Source organism: Nocardioides renjunii (assembly GCF_034661175.1).
Classification (GTDB): Bacteria; Actinomycetota; Actinomycetes; order Propionibacteriales; family Nocardioidaceae; genus Nocardioides; species Nocardioides renjunii.
Window position 1 is genome coordinate 425,959 of the sequence record NZ_CP141058.1, and the last position, 24,572, is coordinate 450,530.

18 protein-coding genes and 1 pseudogene are annotated in these 24,572 nt (G+C 68.9%); 14 read left to right on the top strand and 5 right to left on the bottom strand.

Translation table 11 applies throughout. From position 1 onward, the window contains the following. The first annotated feature begins 49 nt into the window (after window positions 1-49). Both SHK17_RS01945 and SHK17_RS01950 read left to right on the top strand, forming a co-directional pair. The gene (locus SHK17_RS01945; protein WP_322425178.1) at window positions 50-1,132 is read left to right on the top strand and encodes a hypothetical protein; all 1,083 of its coding nucleotides are present in this window, start codon (window positions 50-52) and stop codon (window positions 1,130-1,132) included. Beyond that, window positions 1,050-2,060, top strand: coding sequence for an alpha/beta fold hydrolase (locus SHK17_RS01950; RefSeq protein WP_322920896.1), 1,011 nt, complete (start codon window positions 1,050-1,052; stop codon window positions 2,058-2,060). Before SHK17_RS01945 ends, SHK17_RS01950 begins: the two co-directional genes overlap by 83 nt. Window positions 2,061-2,367: 307 nt before the next feature. On the opposite strand, the gene SHK17_RS01955 is transcribed toward SHK17_RS01950, so the two are convergent. Continuing rightward, window positions 2,368-5,967: a hypothetical protein gene (locus tag SHK17_RS01955; protein WP_322920897.1), complete on the bottom strand. Its 3,600-nt coding sequence runs from the start codon at window positions 5,965-5,967 to the stop codon at window positions 2,368-2,370. A 199-nt stretch (window positions 5,968-6,166) separates the two neighbouring features. Here SHK17_RS01955 and SHK17_RS01960 point away from each other — a divergent pair, with 199 nt between their 5' ends. Continuing rightward, window positions 6,167-6,895 carry a helix-turn-helix transcriptional regulator gene (locus SHK17_RS01960; RefSeq protein WP_322425175.1) on the top strand — a complete coding sequence of 243 codons (729 nt, stop codon included), beginning with the start codon at window positions 6,167-6,169 and terminating at the stop codon, window positions 6,893-6,895. Between the two features lie 189 nt (window positions 6,896-7,084). Here SHK17_RS01960 and SHK17_RS01965 read toward each other — a convergent pair whose 3' ends face one another. Beyond that, window positions 7,085-7,798: an ABC transporter ATP-binding protein gene (locus tag SHK17_RS01965; protein WP_322425174.1), complete on the bottom strand. Its 714-nt coding sequence runs from the start codon at window positions 7,796-7,798 to the stop codon at window positions 7,085-7,087. A 246-nt stretch (window positions 7,799-8,044) separates the two neighbouring features. Here SHK17_RS01965 and SHK17_RS01970 point away from each other — a divergent pair, with 246 nt between their 5' ends. From SHK17_RS01970 to SHK17_RS01990, 6 genes and pseudogenes are all read left to right on the top strand, one after another. Beyond that, the gene (locus SHK17_RS01970; protein ID WP_322425173.1) at window positions 8,045-9,712 is read left to right on the top strand and encodes a glycosyltransferase family 2 protein; all 1,668 of its coding nucleotides are present in this window, start codon (window positions 8,045-8,047) and stop codon (window positions 9,710-9,712) included. Next, window positions 9,709-10,446 (top strand): HlyD family secretion protein, encoded by a 738-nt coding sequence (locus SHK17_RS01975; RefSeq protein WP_322920898.1) that lies wholly within the window; start codon window positions 9,709-9,711, stop codon window positions 10,444-10,446. The genes SHK17_RS01970 and SHK17_RS01975 overlap by 4 nt, the downstream gene beginning before the upstream one ends. A 32-nt stretch (window positions 10,447-10,478) precedes the next feature. Continuing rightward, on the top strand, window positions 10,479-12,470 hold the full coding sequence (locus tag SHK17_RS01980) for a glycosyl hydrolase (protein ID WP_322920899.1): 1,992 nt from the start codon (window positions 10,479-10,481) through the stop codon (window positions 12,468-12,470). A 298-nt stretch (window positions 12,471-12,768) separates the two neighbouring features. Beyond that, window positions 12,769-13,035: pseudogene (locus SHK17_RS21150) on the top strand (ArsR/SmtB family transcription factor); the annotation flags it as partial. Continuing rightward, window positions 13,036-13,194 carry a hypothetical protein gene (locus tag SHK17_RS01985; RefSeq protein WP_322920900.1) on the top strand — a complete coding sequence of 53 codons (159 nt, stop codon included), beginning with the start codon at window positions 13,036-13,038 and terminating at the stop codon, window positions 13,192-13,194. It begins immediately after the preceding pseudogene. Next, on the top strand, window positions 13,191-14,597 hold the full coding sequence (locus SHK17_RS01990; RefSeq protein WP_322920901.1) for an alpha/beta fold hydrolase: 1,407 nt from the start codon (window positions 13,191-13,193) through the stop codon (window positions 14,595-14,597). Before SHK17_RS01985 ends, SHK17_RS01990 begins: the two co-directional genes overlap by 4 nt. 178 nt (window positions 14,598-14,775) lie before the next feature. On the opposite strand, the gene SHK17_RS01995 is transcribed toward SHK17_RS01990, so the two are convergent. Then, window positions 14,776-15,276, bottom strand: coding sequence for a VOC family protein (locus tag SHK17_RS01995; RefSeq protein WP_322920902.1), 501 nt, complete (start codon window positions 15,274-15,276; stop codon window positions 14,776-14,778). A 135-nt stretch (window positions 15,277-15,411) separates the two neighbouring features. On the opposite strand from SHK17_RS01995, the gene SHK17_RS02000 reads away from it, so the two are divergent. Then, window positions 15,412-18,285 (top strand): helix-turn-helix transcriptional regulator, encoded by a 2,874-nt coding sequence (locus tag SHK17_RS02000; RefSeq protein ID WP_322922002.1) that lies wholly within the window; start codon window positions 15,412-15,414, stop codon window positions 18,283-18,285. A gap of 563 nt (window positions 18,286-18,848) precedes the next feature. Here SHK17_RS02000 and SHK17_RS21155 read toward each other — a convergent pair. Then, window positions 18,849-19,205 (bottom strand): glutaredoxin domain-containing protein, encoded by a 357-nt coding sequence (locus SHK17_RS21155; RefSeq protein ID WP_405030389.1) that lies wholly within the window; start codon window positions 19,203-19,205, stop codon window positions 18,849-18,851. Between the two features lie 213 nt (window positions 19,206-19,418). Next, window positions 19,419-20,723, bottom strand: a complete 1,305-nt coding sequence (locus SHK17_RS02005; protein ID WP_322920903.1) for a D-arabinono-1,4-lactone oxidase — start codon at window positions 20,721-20,723, stop codon at window positions 19,419-19,421. Between the two features lie 100 nt (window positions 20,724-20,823). Between SHK17_RS02005 and SHK17_RS02010 the strand changes: the two genes are divergently transcribed. From SHK17_RS02010 to SHK17_RS02025, 4 genes are all read left to right on the top strand, one after another. Next, entirely contained in the window at window positions 20,824-21,723 is a 900-nt protein-coding gene (locus SHK17_RS02010; RefSeq protein WP_322920904.1) for a hypothetical protein, read from the top strand. Between the two features lie 40 nt (window positions 21,724-21,763). Then, on the top strand, window positions 21,764-22,474 hold the full coding sequence (locus SHK17_RS02015) for a DinB family protein (RefSeq protein WP_322920905.1): 711 nt from the start codon (window positions 21,764-21,766) through the stop codon (window positions 22,472-22,474). Between the two features lie 197 nt (window positions 22,475-22,671). After that, a complete protein-coding gene (locus SHK17_RS02020) occupies window positions 22,672-23,706 on the top strand; it encodes an aldose epimerase family protein (protein ID WP_322920906.1) in 1,035 nt (344 codons plus the stop codon). Window positions 23,707-23,845: 139 nt separating this feature from the next. Then, window positions 23,846-24,526 carry a response regulator transcription factor gene (locus SHK17_RS02025; RefSeq protein WP_322920907.1) on the top strand — a complete coding sequence of 227 codons (681 nt, stop codon included), beginning with the start codon at window positions 23,846-23,848 and terminating at the stop codon, window positions 24,524-24,526. Window positions 24,527-24,572: the final 46 nt, after the last annotated feature.

The window sequence follows — 24,572 nt, forward strand, 5'->3', positions numbered from 1 at the left end:
CACAAAAGGGCCCGTCTCTCATGCGAGACGAGCGAAGCTCAACGGGTTCTTGGACAAGGCGCAGCTCCTCGACCGCATCGGCCCACAGTTCGAGCTGGACGACGTGGAGTACACCTCGCCCACCGACGCCGTGGCCGGTTTCACCGACCAGCGCGGAGGCTACTCGGGCACGGTCATCGCCACCACGAACGACAACTGGGCGCACGCCTCACGGCTCCACGTCAGCAGCACCCTCGCTGACCTCGTGTCCTACACCCCACTCGGCGATGGAGCGGTGGCCGTCAAGGCTCGACGCCAGTTCCCCCGCAGGAACTACCCGGGGTTCGTCCTGTACCCGAACGGCAGGACCAAGCCCCTGCGGGTCTTGAACCCGCAGGAACGCGGCCGGGGGGACGTGTTCCTCGACCTCGACCGTTGGGACAGCATCCTGTTCGACCTGGGCAGGGTCGACACGCGGCGGCTGTGGGCAGCCGACGTCAGCGGCGCGGAGGTCTACCCGGTCGAAGGCACACGGTTCGGTGACGTGTGGCAGCACGTACCTGGCCGCAGGGGCGCCATCTTGAGCGTCCAAGGGTTCGAGCGGCGCGGACAGCAATGGCGTTTCGAGTCCAGCACCGACCGCGGCCATACCTGGTCCACCACCATGGCTGACCTCCCAGCGGGCAGGTCAGCCGGCGGCCCCGACTTCAACGGCAACATTTCGGGCATCGCCGTCGGGCCCGGGCACCTGCAGGCAACCGTATCGACGACCTCGTTGGAGGACGCACCGTCGTACGTGAACGCGCTATGGCAGACCGAAGATGAGAAGCGGTTCCGTCAGGTCCCGCTGCCGTGGGACCGACCGTTCTTCGGCGGCGTCGCGTATGCCGCGGATGGCGCACTGCTGTTCGCCCAGGTCACGGGACCCGACACTTACTGCCAGAAGTCGCTCTGCACGCGACCCGGCACGATCTGGCGCTTCCCCCGGGGGAGCACCACGCCCGAGCTCCTGGCTGGTGCGCCAGCCTTGTTCGGCGCCTTCTGGTCGGTGGGGATCTACACATCCGGCGGTGTCATCGTCGCGCGCACTGGGATGCGAACGATCGCCATCTCCCACGACGGCTACCAGTGGACCCCGGTCACCCCCGGTTAGGGTCCAACCTGCGCTCCCTAGAGGGTTACGCTGCTCGGATGGACCTCGGTCACGTGTCCTTGAGCGACGGCCGCCGCGTCGACACCTACGTCGGCGGCGACCCGGACGGGCCGCCGTCCTCCTCCAGCACGGAATGCCGCAATGCCGGATGGTGGCCGCCCACTTGGAGGACGGCGCTTGCGAGGCCGGGGTGCTCGCGTTCAGCCGGCCCAGGTTCGGCCGGTCCTCATGGTCGGAACCCAGTCTCGCGTCTTGTAGCCGCGACGCCCTCGAAGTCGCCGCCGCCCTTGGCGTGGACACGTTCGCCGTCCTCGGCATCTCGTTCGGCGGCCCGTTCGCGGCCGCGACGGCGGCTGCCGACCCCGAGCGGGTCACCGCTTTCGGCTTCCGTGTCGGGATAGGTCCTTGGCGCGTCCTCGACGCCGACGCCCCCGACCTCGCCGCAGAGCTCGACATCCTCGCCCTCGACGACCAAGGCCGCACAGACGAGGCCGCTGCGGCATACCGCGAGCTGATGGCGGGCGCATCCGACGACATGCTGGCCAAGGAGTCCAATGAGGAGCTGATGGTCGCGTTCGACGCGATGGTGTCGCCGGACGGGAAACGAGACGTCGACTGGGACGCGTTCCCGCCTCCATGGCGCAAGCGGTTCGCCCGCGACGTCCGTGAGGCGCTCACGACCTACGACGGCATGGCCCACGACAACGTCGCGGTCGGCCGGGACTGGGACAACCACCTGACGACCATCCGCCAGCCGACCTACCTCTGGTACGGCGCCGACGACGACCTGCTGCCCATCGAGCACGGCCGCTGGTGGAAGGAGCAACTCCCGCACGCGCAGCTGACCATCCGGCCCGGGACCGGCCACGGCGGCGCCTACTTCATCCACAGCGCCGAGATGCTCCGCACGCTGACAGATTCAGCCTGACACCCACGTCCGGCCCGGCACCACACGCTAGGCCCCCCTCGAACTCCACCTCGCGCCTACCTGCGGCAGCAGCCGGGTCGAGCCAGCCACCCGACGGTCTCCAGCACCACCACGCCAACCGACCCGCGTGGGGAAGTCGGCCCGCGCGTCAACAGCGGCGCAATGTCGCGCCCCGGACGGTACGCGGCGGATTGGGCTACGTTCGGCTGACACCGATTAATGCGTCAGTCCCTTTCACCGGTCACCACCTCTGTAGTTCGAAAAACGCACGACAGTTTCGCCATTGGTTGGCTCGACGACACCCGGCTCAAGGCTCGCTCGTCAGGGTGAGGTTGTGCAGTGTCGTGGGGGTGACCGTGAGCTTCCCCCTCGTTGCCGACGAGGTCCCGCTACCGGCGCTGCCGATCAGCTCGAACTTGAAATCGAACAGCGAAAGGACTGCGGCGGCGCCTCCTGCGACTTTCTTGCCTGCGGCCATGAGCATAGCTATGACAGCGTCGGTGGCAGACTCCTTGCCGCCTGAGGACAGAGTGATCGACCCGTTCGCGCCGAGCTTCATGTCATTGGAAAACTTGAACTCGTGCGTGAGGGCGTCGCCGGGGCGGGGCACCAAGGTGCCGGTCAGCAGCAAGTTCAAGTGTGGCCGCCCAGTCGGAACCGACACGTGGGACCCCAGGGTGACCGATGCAGTGTCAGGTGCGATGAGATGGTCGATCCAGGTCGCAAGGCTCGGGATGTCGAGCCACGGCACGCCCAGCCTCGCACGGGAAACGACACTCTTCCCGCTCGGATTGACGACCAAGTGCGGGACGACCATCAGGGACGTGTCCAGAGGCAGAGGCGCCGGCGCCTGACCTACACCCCTAGCGATGGGGACTGAGAGGAGAGTGCTGTCCTGCGGCATCGAGACCGGTTCGCTCGTCTGCAGCCAGGAGAAGTTCAGCTGGAGTGTGCCGTCAAGGGGCTGCGCAAGCGTGCTGCCTTCTTGGCGGAGTTCGCTGGTGACGTGAACGTTGACTCTTGCTGTCGGTGGCGGACCCTGTGATCCGCGGGTGACGCCGAACAGCACGGACTTGGTGTTCTCGAAAGGGTCGGCGGGCCGCACTTCGTCGGCCGTGCCCCCGGAGGTGCGGCGAGGCCTACCTGTCTGGATCGGCACGGGAACGGAGATCTGCTCGTCCATTTCCTGAGCGATGGGCAGGGCACCTCCCAGGACCGTTGGATTTTGGATGCTGGTGAGGCCGGATGGCCCGCCAGGGGCGGCGGGACGTCCAGCCCTCAGGATCCCTGCGGCCTCGGAAGCGTTCGCGCCTGCCTGTGCTGCTGCGTTCGCCGCCCCCGCCATGGCTCCCTCGAAGTAGGCCTGCGTCATGCGCTGGGTGCCGGACAAGCCCGACAGGTCACCGAATGCGTTCGCGATCCCTAATGTCGCCAGCGCCTTGCCCATGCTCGTCGGGTCGGGCACGTCGGGGGAGTCGACAAGGTGGAGTATGGCGTCCGCGAGTGGAGCGGTCGTCAACGACTCATCCGTGGCCCGGGACCCGGTCTGGATCGCGGCAATGTCGGGTGCAGTGATCGGTATGGGCGAGTCCTGCCAGTTCCAGAATCGGGTCAGGTCGATCTTTTCCGCGGAATTGGCGGTGCCGAGCACCGCTTCGGCGAAGACACCGCCGCTGGGCAGGGGTACGAGGTCCTCTCGTGCCTCCCCGACCGCCAGACCGCGGGACTGCAGCAGCTGCGTCCACTCGTCGTCGTCGGGGACAGCAGGCATCGCGAAGACGGCGTAGTTGTCGGTGAAGGCCACCGGTCGCGGGTCTACGGAGTAGGCCGCTGGCCGGCCATTGAGCTGGTGTTGTGAGAGAAGGTCGAAGAACTGGGCGGTGGACCTGCTCCGCCAGATGGCCTGGCTGTAGTGGAGTGCGTGTCGCTCCAGGTGGTCGACATAGCTGCGTTCGCCGAGCGCGGGCACGAGCGTCAAGATGTCGTTGGAGGTTCCTGGGGGCAACGAACACTTGAGCGACAGGATGCGCGCGTTCCTTGCCTCTGCGTCCGGCAAATTCGTGATGTCGCGTGGGCGGTAGGGGTGCGTCCCGAGGTGTGGATCATCCCACCAGCCGCTGATCGCGAACGTGACGTCGTCGTAAGCATTGTCCTCGAACCCCGGCTTGCGGTTCAGCGCAATTGTGCAACCGTCGCGACGCATCGATCTCACGTGTTCCAGGTCCCAGAATAGGTGTCGTGCCCCGAAGAACGGCGGCGGCAAGGAGACGGTGACCGGTGGCTGATCTGAAAAGGTCAGCGTGAGGGATTCGAACTCCTCGGCACGCTGCGCGTTCTCCGTGCCCAACGTGGATGCCCAGAACACAGCGTCTGAACTGATCAGGACTCGCGCTGCATCGACGATTTCAATGCGCGCGGGGCTGCCTCCCTGTTCTAGTTTCCATGGCTCGGCGCGCACGGTGGAAGACAGTGCGAGAGCGTCGGGGTCTAGTTGCGCTGCAAGCCTGATCCGGTCGTTCAGCGCAGCGGCGCCTATCTCGTCCCTGTACCGCAGCGCAGCCGTGGAGTTTCGGAAGTCGAAGGGGGCCAACGGAACGTACAGCAGGCGCGTTGCGTCCTTTAGGGCGACGACCACTCGGTAGACCTGGACGGTTTCGTAGTAGTGGACCGATAAAGCGTGCATATGGTTGTAGTTCGTCACGGCCCGGGTGCTGATGCGCTCAGCTTCTTCCTGGGAGACCTCCCGGACTGCCGTCGCCCGCCGGTTGCGGACGCTGGTGGCAGCGTGATGGGTCGCGTCCAGGATGTTCTGCGTCATCTCGGCGGACACATTGCGCTTTCCCTCGATTGAGGCGAAGGACGTCCCCGATGAACCCCCCACGCTGAATCCCTCGGAGGAGCCGGCGGCACCAGCGATGGGGTAGCCCATCGACTCACCGGAGGCCGCGAGGCCGCCTCCGGTACCGAGCTGCATGCCGGCACCGAAGCCGGAGGCGGAGGAAAACCCCGTTGCTGTCTCCTCGAGGACTGCATCAACGACCTCCGATAGCGCACGGGTTCTGGTGACGTCGTTCGACAGTTCTTCGCGCTGGTCCGTGTCGTCATCGGTTCTCGCCAAGGACTTCCGTGACCAGTCGACCATCGCGATTCTCGTCGTCTCGCCGGGGGCGAGCGCGGTTGAATGCAGAAGGCTCCCCAGCGTCACGGACTCGGCGAACCACTGCTGCTCGAACTCCAGGAGCGCGCCGATCGCAGGAAGGGTGAAACCGCGGTCCTGGTCCAAGGAGTCGGGCTGAAGCGGTCCGACCGGGGACAGTTCTACCTGATGGTCGTGGGTACTCCGCTGTGGCACAGGAGTCACGTAGTGGTCGAGGACAAGGACCTGGTAAGAAGCCCTCTCGGTGGCGTAGCGACCCATTCGAGGCACCAACTTGGCGGCAGGGTCCTGGTCCTCGTCTAGACCGTTTGTGGCGCTGGTCAGCATGCGCCGCGCAGCACGGAAGGGCGGCCATCGGACAGCGTCCGAAAGGCTTTCGATACCGGTCGCCGCACCTAGCTCGGTCGCCTGGCGGTGGGTGACAGTTCGCAGGCAGCTGAACGGACGGGACGGGAGGGGGTCGCTACCGTTCCAGTGCTTTTGATCGAGGAGGTCACGCGGAGGTGTGAGTCCACCTGCGGCCTGCAGGACGGAGGCGTGTGGTCCCCACTCACACAGGAGTTCTGCGGCGCCGAAGACCCTGCTCGTCGCTAGTTCGTGAACCGTGGCGACGTGGAGGGCCGCCAACGCGGCGACGGCGTCCGCGTTTACGCCGGCCAGGTGCCCGACGGGTAGTCGAAGAGCCTCTTGGACTGTCTCGACCGTGTCGGCTCCACCGCGGAGGCTCTGTCGCAACTCGAAGGGGTCCATCCCGTCCAGCTCCTGAAGTCAAATCGACAATCAACTGGGCCTGGCGGCCCGCATCTCGCGTTCCATGTGCGGGTCCGCTGGCCAGACTGCTCCGCAAACCCATGCATGCGTTGTTGTGGGAAGTCTGTGGCGCATGGGTCCACGCTCGCCATACGCTCAAACACCTAGGCGTGCGGTCGGTGATCTAGGGGAGAAGCCGATGACTCTGGGTGAGTACAGGGTGTCAAGCGGGGCCGCGGACGAACTGCTCGACCTTCTGCAGCAGATGGCACCGGGCCGGGACGTCCCCTACGCACACGGCCTGCCAGCCGTCGCCCGCGTTTTGAGGTCCGACGCGGTCGGGTGGCATGTGCTTGGAGCAGGCGGCTCCGTGTGTACGCACCTGTGGCCGATGTCGACTCTGAATGGGAGAGCAGAGGACCTGATGCGGGAGTACGGGGATACACATCCCTTGGCGAACCACTACGCCAAGACGGCATCGATGGACATCCTGACGCCAGCAGACGTGTGCTCAGGTACGGAATGGCGATCATCGATGGCTTACTCGCTGCTACGCGCCGAGTTCGGCATCTCTGAGCAGCTCGTCATCCCGACTTGTGGGGAGGGCGCCGACTTCCGCTGCTTCGTGCTTGGACGAGCGGGAGGCCGCTATTCGGATGAGGACCGGACCAACGCGTTCTGGGTGCAGCGAATGTTCCTGGCCGCGGAGCGACGTTGCCTCGGCGTGCGACCGCACAACGGCCACCCGCTGACCGAGTGTGAGTCCCGGGTGATAGCAATGCTGGGAAAGGGGCGTACGCGATACAGCACTGCTCGCGCGCTGGGCTGTTCTCCGCGCACTGTGGACAAGCACGTAGAGAACGTGTTCCGCAAGCTTGAGGTCAACAACCTGGTGGCGGCTCTCCTGGTCCTCGGCACGAACCGGTGAGTCACTTGCGGCGGAATGACCGTGAGGATCGCCAACGCAGCCTGATGGTGCTGGGGCTGTGGGTGCGCCGGGCAGCCTTCCGGCCGGTCCAACGTCTCGCCACCTCGAGTTACGGGCGGAAGACGGAAAGCGCGCGACAACCCGGACGTCATGCTCGAGGCGCTGCCCGCCGTGGCAGCTGAACCACACCTACGCGTCCTGTGTTCCACGCCTGACCCGCTGACCGCGGCCCGGAGCGTCGAGGTCCGCCGGTGCGGCCACTTCGCGGAGCACCCCTGCCTCGAGGAGCGCCACGCGGTCGCCGATGGCGACCGCCTCCTGCGGGTCCTCGGTCACGTACACCGTGGTGATCCCGAGGCTTTGCTGGGCCGACGTCACGAGCTCGGCCACCTCGCTCCGGAGACTGGGCTGCAGGTTGGCCAGCGGCTCATCGAGGAGCAGGGCGGCGGGGTTCTGCACGAGGGCGCGCGCCAGGGCCACACGGATCCGTTGTCCCGTGGTCAGGGTGCCGCCACGGCGCCGAAGGACACCGGTGAGGTCGACCCGGTCCGCCGCGTCGCTCGCCCGCTGCGCCACGTCCTTCTTGCCCACGCGCTGCAGCGCGAGCGGAAGCCCGATGTTCTCCAGCACGGTGAGGCTGGGTTGGAGGGCGTAGTTCTGGAACACGAGCACCATCGGCCCCACGGAAGGGTCGGCCAGCTCCCTTCCCCCAACGAGCACGCGTCCGCTCGTCACGGGAACCAGGCCCGTCAGGATCCTCAGCACCGTCGACTTGCCGGACGCCGGTGGGCCATACAGCGCGAGCAGCTCGCCGTCGGTGACTGTCAGGTCGAGCCCCGACACGGCAGGTTCGTGGGCTCCGGCGTAGCAGCACGTGACGTTCGCGAACCGGATGTCGGCCATGGTGTCCTCACTTCGGTGCCCGCGCGCTGGGACACCTGGCAATTTCGAGGGTTACGTCACACATCGTGGTCCTCCACGGCGATGGGCGCCGGGTGCTTCCCGAGACGATGGATAGTTCCCTAGAGGAGGGGTACCCAATTTTCGTCGGGATGCGCCACCTGCCCTCGACATCCGAGCCGTGGCTATCGGGGCCCGCGGGGAGCACCAACCGTCGATGACGGTCCGGTGTACCGCCGAAGGGACCAGATGGACACGGACGACATCGCGCGCGTGACCCGGCAGAGCCCGGCCGACCGCCGGTTATCGACCCGGTTGGCGTACTCACCCCTGCTCATCGTCATCACCGCGATGGCGACGGCCGGGGTGCTGATCTACGCACGGTTCCTCCTCGATCCGGCCTACCGTGGCGACCTGCTGCCGTGGCTGCTGGTCCTGGTGGCGGAAGGCGTCCTCGTCGCCCACGCGCTGCTGGCGATGTGGACGATGCTGTCGGCCACGAAGGACCCCCGCTCCTTCCAGTACTGGACCACCAAGGAGCGCCTGTACGACGGGCCCGAGCCCGACCGGGCGTTGTCGCTCGACGGTGCCGTGGTCGGCGTCGAGGTCTTCATCACCGTCTACGGCGAGCCCGTCGAGGTCGTACGACGCACGGTCCAGGCCGCCCTCGCCATCCGCGGACCCCACCGCACCTGGCTGCTGGACGACGGCAGCTCCGACGACATGCGAACGCTCGCCAACGAGCTCGGTTGCTACTACCTGCGACGCGTCGGCAGCGCGGGCGCCAAGGCGGGCAACATCAACCACGCCCTCACGCAGGCCAAGGGCGACTTCTTCTGCGTCTTCGACGCCGACTTCGTCCCGCGTCCCGAGTTCATCGAGGAGGTGCTGCCCTTCTTCACCGACGAGTCCGTCGCCTTCGTCCAGACTCCGCAGACCTACGGCAACCTCCACACGATGATCGCGCGGGGAGCCGGCTACATGCAGACCGTCTTCTACCGCTTCATCCAGCCGGGTCGCAACCACTTCAACGCGGCCTTCTGCGTCGGCACCAACGTCATGTTCCGTCGTGCGGCAGTGCACGAGATCGGCGGCATCTACACCGACTCCAAATCGGAGGACGTGTGGACCTCCCTCAAGCTGCACGAGCGGGGCTGGCGCAGCATCTTCCTCAGTCGCACCCTGGCCGTGGGCGATGCGCCGGACAGCATCGAGGCCTACTCCAAGCAGCAGCTGAGGTGGGCGACCGGCGGCTTCGAGATCCTCCTGCGCAGCAACCCGTTCTCGAGGCGACGGCACCTGACCATGGACCAGCGCATCATGTACGCCACCACCGCCACGCACTACCTGACCGGTATAGCGCCCGGGCTGCTGCTCCTCGTCCCGCCCATGGAGATCTACCTCGACCTCCACCCCGTTGACCTCAGCGTGGGTGTCTGGCAGTGGTTCGCCGTCTACGCCGGCTTCTACCTGATGCAGATCCTGTTGGCCTTCGCCACGCTTGGCAGCTTCCGCTGGGAGGTCCTGATGCTGGCGGCAGTCTCGTTCCCCATCTACCTCCGCGCCTTCTTCAACGCGCTCTTTCTGCGTGAGCAGAAGTGGCACGTCACTGGGACGACGAAGGCAGCGGCGTCCCCCTTCAACTTCATCATCCCGCAGGTGCTGGCGTTCACGTTCCTGCTCGTCACCTCGGTGGTGGCCGTCTGGCAGGTGCAGCGACAGGGCGTGGTGACCCTGGGTGCCGCGTGGAACATCACGAACACGCTGATCCTCGCCGCCTTCCTCGTCGTCGCGTGGGGCGAGGCCCGCTCGGCGCGTCGCTCCCGCAAGAGCCTGAGGCGAGCCGAGACCCACCCCCTAGACGCCGTCCCGTCGTCCCGGCACCATCCGTCCACGCCCGAGGAGGCAGCAGCATGACCTGGGGAAACCGATTGAGACTCCTGCTCGGCATGCTGGTCGTGCTGGCCATCTGTGCGGCGCTGACCCTCGTGGTGAATCAGCGCGAGCGTCAGGCTTTCAGCAGCAACGCCACCGTCCAAGCGGTCCAGTACCAGGTGGGGTCCGACTACGGCGGGATCATGGTCGACCAGCTCGTCGAGCCCGGCGCCGACGTCAACGAGGGCGACCGGCTGTTCACCGTGTCGAGCTTCTCACTGCAGAAGGACCTCGCCAACGGGCTCGAGCCCGTCTCCACGGCCGCCTATGAGGTGGAGCTGGACACTGGCTTGGTCACCTACCTCGCGTCGGCGGACGGGACGCTGGAGGACTTCGAGACCCGCCAGGGCGGCTACCTCCCCGGTGGCGAGACGATTGCCGTGATCACGCAGGAGTCCACCCAGTTCGTCGAGGCACAGTTCCGACTGCAACCCGTCGACTACGCCCGCATCCGGGTCGGCGGCCGCGCCGACGTCGAGCTGCCCAACCGCGACACCTTGCGCGGCAAGGTCAGCGCGATCAGCGTCGAGACCGCCGACGGCGTGGCCCTCGCGACCGTCCGCGTCGACGTGCCGGAGCTCCGGTCGCAGCAGTACGCCGCCTTCTCACAACCGGGCTCACCGGTCACGGTCACGCTGACGCTCCACGACGACGGGCTGCTCGCCGGGCCCACCGACACCCTGCTCCAGTTCCTGCAGCGGGTCGGGATCCGGTGAGGCGCCTCACCACCGCCGTGGTCGCGACAGCCGTGGCTCTGTCCGCGTGCAGCAGCGACCTCGGTGACGCCACCGCCCCCCCGTCCCGCTCCGGGTCCGGGTCCGCTTCGCCGCCCGGTGGCGACTCGGCACCGCTGCCAGCATCCGAGATCGAGCCGCTCGTCGCCGCACTCCCCGAGCTGTCCCTGGCCCCCCTGCCCGAGATGCGACTGGCCGATGGGCTCACGCCCCCGACGAACCGCTGGTTCTCCGGTCTGGTGTTCGGCGAGGAGCCTCAGCCCGTGTTCCCGCTGCCGCTGGCGTTCAGCATGGACGACACCTCCTTCGGCGCGGGTCTCCCGCAGGTCGTCACGAGCGAGACCGCCATCGTCGGGAGCCATCAGCAGGACGTGTCCGTCGAGGTGGGGGACGCCGCGACCACCGTGGTCGCGGCCTACGATGACGCCTCCGTCACGCTCGAGACCCGCGACGCCGACGATCGGCCGCTGGGTCGTACGACCATCGCCCAGGGCTCTCCCTACGTCACCCACGTGGCCGTCGCTGACGAGACCCTGACCACCTCAACGGATTTCGCGGGGTCCGGAGCCGTCGTGACCGCCGAGACCGCTTCCGGTCCCTGGGGAATGCGCCTCGACGGAGCAGAGCTCGACGGCGACACCTTCAGCCTCGGCCGCGGCGACAGCATCGTGCTGTTCCCGGTCCCAGAGGAAGGCGACCTCGACGCCATGGCGGAGCACGCGGTGCCTCTTACCGGCACCACGTCGTCGTACAGCGTCGGCGCGGACGAGGTCACCACCACGATCACCTACGAGGCGGACGGGACGAGCGCCGTCGCGGTGATGCCCCACCAGTCCGGTGCGGTCGACGGTGCCTGCCGGCTGGGCACCTTCCCCTCGGTCTACGGCAGCCTCACGTTGTGCGCCGGTTCGACGCTGACCTGGTCCGCGCCCAGGGTGCGCGCTGATGGGGCGCTCGACCTCTCGGGCCTCTCCAACGACGACCGTGAGGAGCTCGCCGCGCAGGTCGCCCGCGACGTCGACGACCTCCCGGACGCGCCGGCCGACACCTACTTCGGCGGGAAGTGGCTCTACCGCACCTCCCAGCTGATGACGATCGCCGAGCAGGTCGGCGCCGAGGCGCCTGCGCGAGAGGCGCGCGCGCAGCTGGTCGAGCTCCTGCGCACCTGGACGCAGCCTGACGGCTGCCTCGAGCGCTCCGAGCGCTGCTTCGGCTACGACCCGGCGTGGAAGGGTGTCATGGGGCAGACGGCAGCATTCGGGTCTGAACTTCTCAACGACCACCACTTCCACTACGGCTACTTCCTCTATGCAGCAGCCGTGGTGAGCGAGGCCGATCCGTCGCTCGTGGACGAGCTGGCACCGGTGATGACCCTCCTTGCCGCCGACATCGCAGGAGGCGCCGACACCGGCACCACACCGAAGTGGCGGCCCTTCGACGTCTACGCCTCGCACTCGTGGGCGTCCGGGACTAGCGACTTCGCCGACGGCAACAACCAGGAGTCGTCCTCGGAGGCCGTCACGGCCTGGGCCGGCCTGCTCCTCTGGGCACGGGCTGCGGGTGACGAGGACCTGGAACGCCAGGCCGAGTGGATGCTGGGCTCGGAGGCCCATGCCGCCACCACGTACTGGACAAACTTCGACACGAGCGAGCCTGTCTACGACGGGTTCGAGCACACTGCCATCGGCATCAACTGGGGCGGCAAGCGCGACTACGCGACGTGGTTCTCCCCCGAGCCATCGGCGATCCTCGGCATCCAGCTGATCCCGATGAGCCCGTCGTCCGGCTACCTGGCCGAGGATCCCGACCGGATCACGGCCAACGTCGAGGAGGCAGGCGACGGACCCCTCAGCGACTACGCGCTCATGTACGCGGGGCTCGCGGGCGCATCCGAAGCCGCCTCCGCCCTCGAGCAGGCACGGGCCCTGCCAGGCAACGCCATCGACCAGGGGAGCTCACGCAGCTACATGCTGGCCTTCCTCATGATCCAGGCAGCGAGCGGCTGAGCGCGCCGCCACCGACCGGCGCCCGCGGCGCGAGCAGCCCCTTGGGCTGTCGTCGCGACGTTTAACCACAGGACGCGCGTTCGCGGCGATAAGACGCACTTATCGCGCCAGATCCGGACGGGTTAGCAGGGCCCGTGACCTCGCGACGTCGCGTTTCTCCGCGCAACAAGCTTCGCAGGTCTCCGGTCGGCGGTCCGATGAGCCTTGCAACGACATCGTCGCCGGGGCGAGTCACCGCGCGGGCGTTAACGGTTCCGGTTGACGAGCGAGCAGCCGCCGATGGAGCATCCCGCGGTACATGTGCTTGTCCATATATGCATTGTGGTGTATCTTTGTCCGCGTGAACGACTCCATTCAGCACCGACTCTCCGCCATCGCGGAGCCCAACAGGTTCCGGATAGTCGCTCTGTTGCGAGACGGCCCCCGGTCCGTAGGAGCCATTGTCGACGCGCTCGATCTGGGCCAGCCGCAGGTGTCACGTCACCTCCGGCTGCTGGCTGACGCCGGCGTTGTCACCGCCACGAAGCAAGCCCAGCAACGCATCTATCGCCTCCAGCCCGAGGCGATGCGCGACGTGAGCGACTGGGCGCAGGGCTTCGCGCTGCTGTGGTCGGAGCGCATGGACCGCCTCGGCTCCTTCCTCGAGGCCCCCGACGACCGACCCGCCAACCAACTCACCGACGGACCCACCAACCAGCACCACGCCGACGAGCGAGAGGCATGACCATGTCCACACACAGCAGCAACGGCATCGCCATCGATGAGGCCGCCCACACCCTGCGCATCACCCGGTCCTACGCCGCCGGCGTCGAGCGCGCGTGGTGGGCGTGGACCGACGCCGACGCGATCGCCACGTGGTGGGGACCGCAGGGATGGTCGGCCACCGTCCATGAGATGAATGTTCACCCGGAAGGCCGCTGGCGCTTCGAGATCGCTCCCGATGACGGCTCCGCCGACCCGGTCCGCAGCATCGCCACCTACACCCAGGTCGAGCGCGACACCCGCCTCGCCTACGACGACTCGTTCGTCGACGAAACCTGGGCAGCCCAAGGTCTCGACGTGTTCCCCACCACCGTCACGTTCACGCCAATCCTGGCCGGCTGCACCGTCGAGGTCACGGCCAACTTCCCCGACGCCCGCGCGCTTCAGCGGGCCGTCGAGCTCCAGATGGGCCAGGGATACGCCGAAGCACTCGACCGACTTGCCCTCCTCCTAGGCGACGCGGCGGTCAACGACACCACCGCATCATCGACACCCACCACCGCACCCACAGGAGACAGCACTATGACTCGCACTCTCCCCGCCACGACGGCAGCCGCGACAGCCACTGCGACGCTCACGTCTGCCGACGGCACCACCATCGCCTACGACAAGTCCGGAATCGGCCCCGCCATCATCGTCATTAGCAACGTCGCCGAGGACCGCTCAGGCGTCGCCGGCATCGCTGAGGCGCTCGCGAAAGACTTCACTGTCATCACCTACGACCGCCGAGGCCGAGGCGCCAGCGGCAACCCCCAGCCCTACAACCCCCGCCGGGAGATCGACGATCTCGCAGCCCTCATCGAGGTGGCCGGAGGCTCGGCCGCACTGACGAGCGGGTCAGGCGGCTGCGCGCTCGCGCTCGACGCGGCGTCCGCGCTCGGCGACAAGGTCACCGGCCTGTACCTCTACGAGCCACCGTTCATCGTCTCGGACTCCCGTCCAGCCGCACCAACCGACTACCCCGAGCAGCAGGCCGCCCTCGTCGCAAACGGGAAGCGCAGCGAAGCCGTCGAGCACTTCATGACACAGATGGTCGGCGTACCGGCCGAGTACATCCCCATGATGAAGCAGGACCCGTCCTGGGACCAGATGATGCGCTACGCCCACACCTACGCCTACGACGGACAGATCCTCCGCGGCCTTCAGGATGGTAGGCCGCTGCCCACCGACCGCTGGACCATCGAGGCCCCCGTCGGGGTGGCCGTCGGCGGCCTAGGTGAGAGCTTCATCTGCGAGGGCGCCCAGGCACTAGCGAACCTGCTACCTAACGTCACCATCCTCACGCTCGCCGACCACGACCACTCGGCATTCTGGGTACACCCCGACGCCGTGGCCACCCAAGCACGCAAGTTCTTGCTCGGCTGACATCCGAAGCCAACACCTGAGTGCCTCGAGAATGGTCCTCACCGACCATCCGAATCTCGGCACATCCGAATGACCCCGACAGGCGGCGGAGTGACGCAATCGCTGCGGCAGAGTTGGTGCATGGGGATGAGGTCGCGATGTGCCGGACGGCCGCGTGGGTCACGTGCCTGCACGACCGTCACGGACCCGGCGTGCCGGCTGCCGATCGCTGGAGGGCCAGGTACTCCGCGAGGCGGGCGTCGATCTCCTTCTGCGGGATGTCTCGCTCGCGCAGCTCGTCGAACCAGCCGGTGAGGGTGGAGTTGGAGGTGCTGAGCTCGAGCGCGATGTGGTCGGGGTCCCGGAAGTTCAGGTGTGCCCCGAACTCCATGTCGCGAATGGGTGTGTACTCAACCCCCAGGTCGTCGAGCCGGCGCTCCCATGCCATCAGCTGGTCGCGCGAGCTCACTGAGAAGCCGAGGTGGTCCAAGCCGGTGTTCAGCTCGGTGAACCGGTCGCCGGGCGCACCTTCGTGGCGTACGAGCGCGAGCAGGAACGACGTCGGTCGGTGCAGGAGGATCCGTACCGTGGCGAAGTCGGCGAGTCGGATCAGGCCCAGCACGCTGGTGTAGAAGTGCTCGCTGCGGTCGAGGTCGCTCACTGACAGACTCGCGTGGTCGACACCGGTTAGCTCAGGCACCGGACCGCTCCGACTTGGTGGTGGTGCCCGTCGGGCGTCGTGGTGCCGAGCGCACGAAGATCGGGAAGTACCAAATGGAGTACGCCCAGTTCGGTTTGGTGAGCGCGCTCCTGAGTGACTCTAGGATCGTGGGTGATGTCCCCATCGTGGCCTCCTCCGTTGGGAACTTCTCCGGTCCAAGCTCGCACCGGAGGCTCCTACGTCGCGTCCGGCAAATCCCCCAGTTCAGCCGCCTTGCTCGGTCGGGAACGCGAGCTAGAGCGCATCGAAGCCCTGCTGAGCGATGCGGCTGCAGGACGTAGTCAGGCACTGCTCATGGTGGGCGAGCCCGGGGTGGGCAAGACGACTCTGCTGCAAGCCGGTCGGGCGCGGGCGAGCGCCTTCACCTGCCTGGAGGCACGCGGCATCGAGGCTGAGTCGACCCTGCCGTACGGCGGACTGCTTGGTCTGCTGAACCCCGTGCAGGATCGGGTTGCCGACCTCACGGATCACCAGGCGGCGGCGCTCGGGTCAGCCTTGGGGTGGACGAGCGGGGAGACGACCGCGGGCGCGTTCCTCCTAGGTGCAGCCACTCTGTCGCTCTTGGCTGCGGCAGCCCGGCACCGGCCCGTCCTGGTGCTCGTGGACGACTGGCAGTGGCTGGACCCGGAGTCGGCGTCCGCCATCGCGTTCGCAGCGCGGCGACTCGGGCCGGACCCGGTGGCGTTCCTACTGACGGCACGAGGCGGTGGCAGCACGGCCGAGCTCGGCCAGCAGCTTCCCGTGCTAGCGCTGCCCGGCCTCTCAGCGTCAGCGGCGGCGATGCTCCTGCCGGCGCGTGCTGCGCCACGGGTGGTCGAGCGCTTGGTGAAGGCGACGCAAGGCAACCCGCTGGCATTGGTCGAGGTGGCAGCGCGGCTCGACGCCGCCCAGTGGCTGGGAGCCGCCGAGCTCCCAGACCCGGTTCCATCCGGCGACCGGCTGCGGGAGCACTTCCGCGCGACCCTCAAGGAGCTTTCGGCACCTGCGCGCACGACCGTGCTGCACCTTGCACTGGCCGGAGACGGGCCCGCAGCCGCCGACGCGATGCACGCCGCACTTGGCGCCGCCGGCATCGACGTCCACGAGTCCGTCCAGGAGGCGTGTCGGCTCGAGGTCGTCGTCCAGGACCGCTCGGCGTACCGATTTCGGCATCCGCTGCTCCGCAGCGCCGTGCTCGAGCTCGCCTCCACCGACGAGCGGCGCGAAGCCCGCGCTGCGCTGGCTCGGGTGCTGCCAGCGAACGACCGAGCGCGGGTCTGGCACCTTGCAGAGGCCGCAGTGGGCACGGACCCGCGACGTGCCGACGAGCTGGCGGCGGTCGCGGCGAGCGACCGCGAGCGCCTGGGGTTCGCCGCAGCAGCGCGGGCGATGGAGCGCGCCTCCGATCTGACGCCCGAGCCGGAGCTGGCACGCGCACGCCTGGCCCTCGCCGCCCACGACGCCTTCAACGCTGGCGACGTCGGTCGCGTCCGCGCCCTGGTCGCTCGGGTCCTGGACGACGGAGTCCGGGACCGCTCACGCGGCGAAGCCTTGTTCACCCTCGGAATGCTGGAGCAGTACGCCGGATCCGTGCCCCGGGCGGTCGAGCACCTCGACGAGGCCTCGTACCTCTTGGCAGGACCACCGCTGATCCGGGCCCTGACAGAACTGGCGATCGCGCGGTTCCGTCTCAGCGACCTCTCGGGGATGGCCGGGTGCAGCCATCGCATCGAGGAAGTGGCCGACCCGGACGATGCTGAGCAGCAGCTGATGGCCGCGTTCTGCAGCGGCGCGGCGCTCCTCATGGCGGGTGAACTCCAGGCCGGTGCGGCCCGCCTCGACGTAGTGCGGCACTTGGCGGACCGACCCGCACTACGCCACGACGCGCGGGCGCTGATGCTGATGGCGCTGGCCGCCGGCTTCACCGGACAGGTGGCTCGGGCGGTCGCGGTGGGCGCGCCCCGGCTCGACGAGGTACGCCGCCGCGGAGCAATCGGCGTCCTCGTCCCCTGCTTGGCGATCCTCGCGGCGGGACGGGCCTGGGTTGGCGACCACGCGGGCGCGTTCGCGGACGCCGGCGAGGCGGCGGAGCTGGCTGAGCACCTCGGCTACGCCGCCGACGCGTCCGTGGCAGTGGAGATGCTGGCCTGGCAGTCAGCTGCTCGCGGGTCGCACGACAACGCGACAACGATGCTCGCCCGTGCGCGTGAGCTGACCGACCGAGCCGGCACCACCGTCCATGCAGCCCACCACGCCATTACGGCGGCGTTCTGCGCACTGTGCCGCGGTGACCTCAACGAGGTCGTGACCGTCCTGGAAGCGCGCATCGATGCGGACGGCGGCGTCGGGGCCAGCGGTGAACCGCTCGGCGTGGCGCCGCTGCTGGTGGAGGCGTATCTCGGGCTGGGCCGAATGGACGACGCGCGATCCCTCGCCGTGCGGTTCGTCGACGTCGTCGGGCCCGCGTCTCCCGCGCTGTCAGTCGCTCTGGCCAGACGGTGCCAGACGTTGACGGCCAGCGACGAGGCCACAGCCGACGCCATGGCCGCAGCCGCGCTGGCGGCACACGCGCAAGCCGGAGACCCATTCGAGACAGCCCGCACCCGGCTGCTCTACGGCGGCCGGCTCCGCCGGACGGGTCACCGGATCGCCGCGCGTGAGCACCTCGCATCAGCACGCGACGCGTTCGCCTCGATGGACCTCACGCACTGGCTCGCCGTCGCCGAACGAGAACTGGCCGCGACCGGCGCGACGGCTCGTCGACGCCCCGACGCCGACAACCCACCGCTGACGTCCCAGGAGACGCGGGTGGCCATCCTGACGGCCCAGGGGCTCTCCAACAAGGAGATCGCGGCCGCGCTGTTCCTGAGTCCCAGGACGGTCGAACGGCACCTCGGCAACGTGTTCCGCAAGCGCGGGCTCCGGTCGCGCACGGAGTTGGCCGTGGCCTACGCCCATGCCGCTCAACACTCTCCGTCGAATCACCCCCCATCGCGCGAGCCGCTGTGAGCTAGTGCGGGCGGATCTGCCGGCAACTAAGTGCGACCGCCCGGAAGGCGGCGGTACGACTCAAGAGGCACCGCCGCAGACAAAAGCCTCAGGGACACATGCGCTCCGTGGCGAGGTACGCCGGAATCCCAACCCGCCAAGACTGCACGACCTTGTTTTCCTCATCGATGGAGAACACGGTCATGCGGCGGGTGTCGCCGTCGTAGAGCGGCTCCGCCGACGGCGTCGGTTCTGTCCAAGCCACGGTCATCCCGCCCTCGGAGCCGACCTGCACAGGCTCGAGGTCCACTAGCTGCGCCGTCGGCGTTCCGACTCAGGCCGTCGGGCATCTCGACGCGGAACTGTCCGAGGGGTGTCGTGGCCACGGTCTGAAGGCTACGAGACGAACAGTCCGGATCTTGCTCGGGAGTCGGCTACACGCATCTCGGCATGTCCGGATATCCGAGCTGCGCAGTCACGTGGAAGTGAGACGCATGTGTTCGGTGGAGCCTCGACGTCGCAGACTCAGATGCAGGCCTCTTCGCGAGGTGACCTATGTGTTGGCTGACCGGGCGTGGCCGTGATCATTCGAGGGGAGCTCGCCGAAGCGCCTCCAGCACAAGGCGGGGGTCAGGGTTCGTGTGTGCGATTCCGTCGATGAGCACGGTCGGAACCGTCTCGTGTCCGCCGGCATTAGTGGTCCGGACGAATGCCGCCCCGTCAGGGTCCTCCCAAATGTTCACCCACGCAGCCCTGTCCCGATGGTGGCGCACGGCGAAGCGGAGGCGTGCCGTGAACGGGCACCCGTCGCGCCAGTAAATGACCACGCCGGGGTTCGGGGGCGGGTCCACGTCTGCATGCCTGGTCGGTTCGGGACGCCCGAGGACGTGGTCAATGGCCGGCATGCACGAATTGTCCGCCGCGACACGCAGCTGCGCCATGAGAAGTTTGTGCCTCAACGCACGAAGGAGAGCAGACCTCGGTGCCTCCGACGCTGAGTGGGGCTCGCGCCACAGGGTTCTGAAACAGCTCGGGTTCCGTTCACCAGCGTGCTGGTGCCGGGAGCGGCATATGGCGTCATTCGAGAGTTGAGCAGCACGCGGCGAAGTGGGCGACGCACATGCCCGAGCGGATCGGGCGACGGAACGCGGTCGTTAGCGGATTCCCAGCACCCGCTCGACCATCGGATTGCGGAACGTCCCCGCCGGATCCACCCGCTCCACCAACGCCCGGAAGTCCGCGAGGCGCGGGTGATTCGCAGGGTCGAGACGGTCGTACACCTTCCCCCAGTGCGGCCGGGCGGCGTACGGTTCGAGCGCGTCCTCGACGCGTCGGACCATGGCGAGCACGGCCTCGGGCTCGCGCTTCCAGGTGAAGTGCAGCGCGACGGTCTCGCGGCCCTGGGCCGGTGAGAGCCACAGGTCGTCGGCGCCGATGGCGCGTATCTCGGTCACGATGAGCAGGTCGGCCAGCTCGCCGCTGGTCGTGGCGGCGAGGTCGGTGACCGCACGCAGCGCGCCCTCCGCCGACTCGGCGGGGACGAACCACTCCGACTGGATCTCCGCGCCGAAGCTGGGCTGCCGGTCGCCGCGGAAGTGGGGCAGCCGCTCCGACCACGGTCCGGGGGTGCCGCGCACCGTGATGTGGTCGCCCGCCCCGAGGGTGAGCGACGCGGTGTCAGCCGGGACGGCCTCGATCCCGCCGATCCAGTCTCCGGGCCCGCGGTCGTCGGTCATGCGGGTCTTCGCGAGCACCTCGGTCGGGTCCTCGTCGTTCCACCGGCCGAAGACGCTGACGCTGTAGGCCGACCCGAGGACCTCGTCGATCCGCTCGACCACCTCGTTCCAGCGCAGGTGGGCGTAGAGGTCCTGCCGCACGTCGTACGTCGGCTCGACGTCGAGGTCGAGCGACACGACGGCGCCGACGGCGCCGAGCGCGACGACGGAGCCGTCGAAGTCCGGCTCACCACGCGAGATCGTGCGCAGTTCGCCGTCCGGGCCGATCAGCTCGAGGCAGCTGACGCCGGCACCGAGGATGCGGTTGGTCGCGCCCGACCCGTGCGTGCCGGTCGAGGTGGCGCCGGCCACCGAGATGTGGGGGAGCGAGCCCATGTTGGCGAGCGCCCAGCCGTGGGACTGCAGATGGGCCGCGACGTCGTTGTACGGCGTACCGCCGGCGACGCGGACCGTCCCGCGCTCGAGGTCGAGCACGGGCTCGGCGGCCAGACCCGTCAGGTCGAGCAGCGTGCCCTCGGTGTCGCACAGGGCGTTGAAGGAGTGGCGGGTCCCGAGCAGGCGCACCCTGCTCGAGTCGCGGATGACCTCCTGCGCCTCCTCGAGCGAGCCCGCACGGACGTAGCGCCCGGCCGTGTAGGTGTGGTTGCCTGCCCAGTTCGTCCCGGGACCGGTCGAGCCGTCTCCACCGGTCGGGGCGCTCGGGTCGTGCTGCGGTCCGGGCATGCGGCCTCCTCGTCGGTCCCTTAGAAACTACAGCGCGCCCCGGCGTGCGACGGGGTACAGGGCGGTCCCGCCCGCTCGTCGACCACTGTGGAGGAACCCTGTGAGCCCTGGCCCGGACGTCTCGTCGCTGCGACGCAGGCTCGAGCTCGGACGACTGGTGATCGGCTCGCTCGTCGAGCTCGGCATCAAGGCGTACGGCGCGGGCGCGGCGCTGAGCGTCGCCGTGAGCGACGCCGAGACCGTCGGCGGCAAGGGTCAGGACGCGCTCGCCGCGGTGCCCAACCTCGTGGACCGCTATCGAGCGGCGGAGTACGTCGTGGAGCACCGGCAGGAGATCCAGGCCGCCCTCGACTACGTCAACGAGAACACGCCCCCTCAGGCGGAGCTCGAGGACGCGGCCGCCCGGAGCTCGGAGACGCTGCGCGACATCGAGACGACGTCCGACGAGGTCGATGCGGCGCTCGGGTCCTTCGACGGCATCAGCCCGTTCAACGCCTTCGACAGGAGCCAGGACGCGCTCGGCCACGTCCGTGCGGCGTGGGGGTCGAAGCCCGACATCGAGTCCCTCCGCGACCTGGCCGACCGGGCGGAGCAGGTCAGTCCCTACGTGGACCAGGTGGAGGTGCTGGTGCCGGTCTACTACGGGGGCCTGTTCGCCGTCGTGGACAACTTCGCCAGCGACGAGATCGCGAGCACGCTGTTCGTCATGGCGGCCGCTCTGGGGGTCGCCTTCGTCCTCGGCCAGGCGGTCGGCTTCTGGGTCCGGCGAGGTCGGCCCGGGCTGATCGCCCGCACCCTGCAGCGGTGGGGCGCGCAGACCTTCCCCCGCTGGTACGTCCGCAACCTGCCGTACGCCCTGAGCCCGCCGCTGTACGCCGCCGCGCGCGAGCGCATGCAGCGCGACATCGTGGCGGACCCGGAGGAGGCGCTCGACCCGGAGACGCTGCGGGAGCTCGAGCAGTGGTTCGCCGACAGGCCCAAGGACGACGCCACGCCTTGATCGGCGCTGCCTGTCGGTGTGCCGGTGCATGCTGGCCGGCATGGCGAGATTCGAGGACGAGGACCTGACCAACGCCGAGTTCCGCGAGTGCGACCTCACGGGGGCGCGCCTCGTCGGGGTGGTGATGCAGGACGCCGTCATCGACGGGCTGGTCACCAACCTGGTGGTCAACGGCGTCGAGGTGACGGCGTACGTCGAGGCCGAGCTCGACCGACGCCATCCCGTGCGGACGCTGATGCGGTCGGCCGACCCCGCTGACCTGCGGGAGGCGCAGCGTCAGCTGCGGACCGGCTGGGCGGCGACGGTCGCGCGGCTGCGCGGCATGGACGAGGGGATGGAGCACCGACGCGTCGGCGGGGAGTGGTCGTCGGTGGAGACGCTGCGGCACCTGGTGTTCGTCCACGACTCGTGGTTCCGGCGTTGCTGCCTCGGGTCGACGCAACCGTTCACCGCCGACGGGTTGGCGACGGACTTCGTGCCGGACCAGGAGGAGCAGGGCTTGGACCCGGCGGCCGCGCCCGACCTCGACGAGGTGCTGGCCGTCCGCGAGGAGCAGGCCGCCGAGCTGGAGCGGTGGCTGGCGGTCGTGACGACCGCGGAGCTGTCGGCGCCCGCGCCGGTGCCGGAGGGCCCGGGGTGGCCGCCCTACGCGGCCGGGAGGACGGTGCTCCAGTGCCTGCACGTGGTGCTCAACGAGGAGTGGGCGCACCACGGGTTCTGCGTGCGCGACCTCGACCTGCTGGAGGGCTGAGCTCCAGCGGGTGCCGTCGACGACGCTGGTGCGCTCGGGTTCGGAGTCCCCGGATCTCGGTGAGTCCAGCAACGCGGAAGATCCGGGTCAGCAGGTGACTCGAACCTTCCACGATCATCCCGGGCTCGGTCAGCGCTCGTCGCGTCTCCGACCGACCGGCTCCACCGACGCCCCGGGCGAGGCGCGAGGATGGTCCCGTGACGAGAGACAGTGTCTTCGGACAGGTGCCCGACGGGCGCGACGTACGACTCCTGACGATCGGCTCCGAGCCCGGCCCGGTGGTGGAGGTGCTGACGCTCGGCGCCACCGTCCACCGGCTCACGGTGGCGTGCGGCGACGGCGAGCGGCGCAACGTCGTCCTCGGCCACGCCGACGTGGCGGAGCGGTTGGCGAGCAGCGACTACGTCGGCGGGACCATCGGGCGCTACGCCAACCGCATCGCCGCGGGACGCTTCGTCCTGGACGGCCGCGAGGTGCGGGTCGGCACCCACGACCGCGGCCACAGCCTCCACGGTGGCCCCGACGGGTTCGACGCCCGGCTGTGGGACGTGGTGTCGCACACCGCCGACGAGGTGGTGCTGACGATGACCAGCCCGGACGGCGACCAGGGCTTCCCCGGGACCGTGACGGCGACCGCGTCCTACCGCGTCGACGGCGACACCGTCGTGGTCACGATGGAGGCGACGACCGACACCACCACCGTGGTCAACCTGACCAACCACGCCTACTTCCACCTCGACGGCGAGGGCGCCGGCACGATCGACCACCACGAGCTGCTGGTCGAGGCCGACGAGTTCACGCCGGTCGACGCCACCGGGATCCCGACCGGCGGGCACGCCCCCGTCGCCGGCACGCCCTTCGACCTGCGCGAGCCGACGGTCCTGGGGCCGGTGCTCCGCACCGAGCATCCCCAGCTCCTCGACGCCCGGGGCATCGACCACAACTACGTCCTGCGCGGCGACGGACTCCGGCGGGCCGCGGTGCTCACCTCGCCGCGCACGCGCACGACCCTCGAGGTGTGGAGCGACCAGCCCGGCCTGCAGGTCTACACCGGCAACTTCCTCGAGGGCACGCGCCGCTCGACCAGCGGCGCGCTCTACCGCCAGGGCGACGGCATCGCGCTCGAGCCGCAGCTCTACCCCGACTCGCCGAACCGTCCCGAGTGGCCGACGGCGACGCTCGAGCCCGGGCAGCACTACCGCTCGATGCTGGAGTGGCGCTTCGGCGGCTGACCCGGCTGACCCGGCTGACACCCGCTGACCCCCGCTGACCCCGCGCTCCGACGCGACGTCGCACACACCGCGCCAGTGGTGGATCTGCTGTTGCGCTGTGGTGGCCGGCGCGTGCTCGACGCCTCCCTAGGATCCGGGCATGCCTCACGTTCTGGTGGTCGAGGACGACGAGGACGTCGCCGTCCCGCTGGCGAGCCTGCTCACGACCGCGGGCTTCGACGCGACGGTCGTCGGGCGCGGCCGCGACGCCATCGCCCACGTCGGTGACACCGACACCGACATGGTGATCCTCGACCTGATGCTCCCCGACATGGACGGCATCGAGGTCTGCGGCGTGCTGCGCGACGGCGGCTTCGACGGCGGCCTGATCATGGTGACCGCCCGCGGCGGGGAGGGCGACGTCGTCGCCGGGCTCGATGCCGGCGCGGACGACTACCTCGCCAAGCCCTGTTCGGTCGCCGAGCTGCAGTCGCGCGTGCGCTCCGTGCTGCGGCGGATCCACCGCTCGTACGACGAGCCGGCGGCGGACGCGCCACCCGCGCGGTCGCTCGAGGTCGCCGAGCACCAGATCACCTTCGCCGGCCGCGAGATCGTCAACGCCGGGCGGGAGTACGACGTCCTCGCGCTGCTGGTCGCCCACCACGGCCGGGTCGTGACGCGCGCCGCGCTGATGGACGAGGTCTGGGGCAGCGACTGGCCGGGCTCACCGATGGTGCTCCCCACCGCGATCGGCCGGATCCGGGAGCGGCTCGGCGCTGCCGGGGCGCCGGACCGCGTCGAGAACGTCCGGGGCATCGGCTACCGGTTGTCGGCCGACTGAGCGGTCCCGCCCTCAGCGTCTCGGAGATGAGTTCCACGCCGACGAC

Bases quoted from the DNA above. Each gene is read 5' to 3' on its own strand.
- SHK17_RS01955 (WP_322920897.1), bottom strand. From the start codon at position 5,967: ATGGACCCCTTCGAGTTGCGACAGAGCCTCCGCGGTGGAGCCGACACG.
- SHK17_RS01970 (WP_322425173.1), top strand. From the start codon at position 8,045: ATGGACACGGACGACATCGCGCGCGTGACCCGGCAGAGCCCGGCCGAC.
- SHK17_RS01975 (WP_322920898.1), top strand. From the start codon at position 9,709: ATGACCTGGGGAAACCGATTGAGACTCCTGCTCGGCATGCTGGTCGTG.
- SHK17_RS02025 (WP_322920907.1), top strand. From the start codon at position 23,846: ATGCCTCACGTTCTGGTGGTCGAGGACGACGAGGACGTCGCCGTCCCG.
- SHK17_RS02005 (WP_322920903.1), bottom strand. From the start codon at position 20,723: ATGCCCGGACCGCAGCACGACCCGAGCGCCCCGACCGGTGGAGACGGC.
- SHK17_RS01990 (WP_322920901.1), top strand. From the start codon at position 13,191: ATGACCATGTCCACACACAGCAGCAACGGCATCGCCATCGATGAGGCC.
- SHK17_RS01960 (WP_322425175.1), top strand. From the start codon at position 6,167: ATGACTCTGGGTGAGTACAGGGTGTCAAGCGGGGCCGCGGACGAACTG.
- SHK17_RS02015 (WP_322920905.1), top strand. From the start codon at position 21,764: ATGGCGAGATTCGAGGACGAGGACCTGACCAACGCCGAGTTCCGCGAG.
- SHK17_RS21155 (WP_405030389.1), bottom strand. From the start codon at position 19,205: ATGGCGCAGCTGCGTGTCGCGGCGGACAATTCGTGCATGCCGGCCATT.
- SHK17_RS01985 (WP_322920900.1), top strand. From the start codon at position 13,036: ATGCGCGACGTGAGCGACTGGGCGCAGGGCTTCGCGCTGCTGTGGTCG.
- SHK17_RS02000 (WP_322922002.1), top strand. From the start codon at position 15,412: ATGTCCCCATCGTGGCCTCCTCCGTTGGGAACTTCTCCGGTCCAAGCT.
- SHK17_RS01965 (WP_322425174.1), bottom strand. From the start codon at position 7,798: ATGGCCGACATCCGGTTCGCGAACGTCACGTGCTGCTACGCCGGAGCC.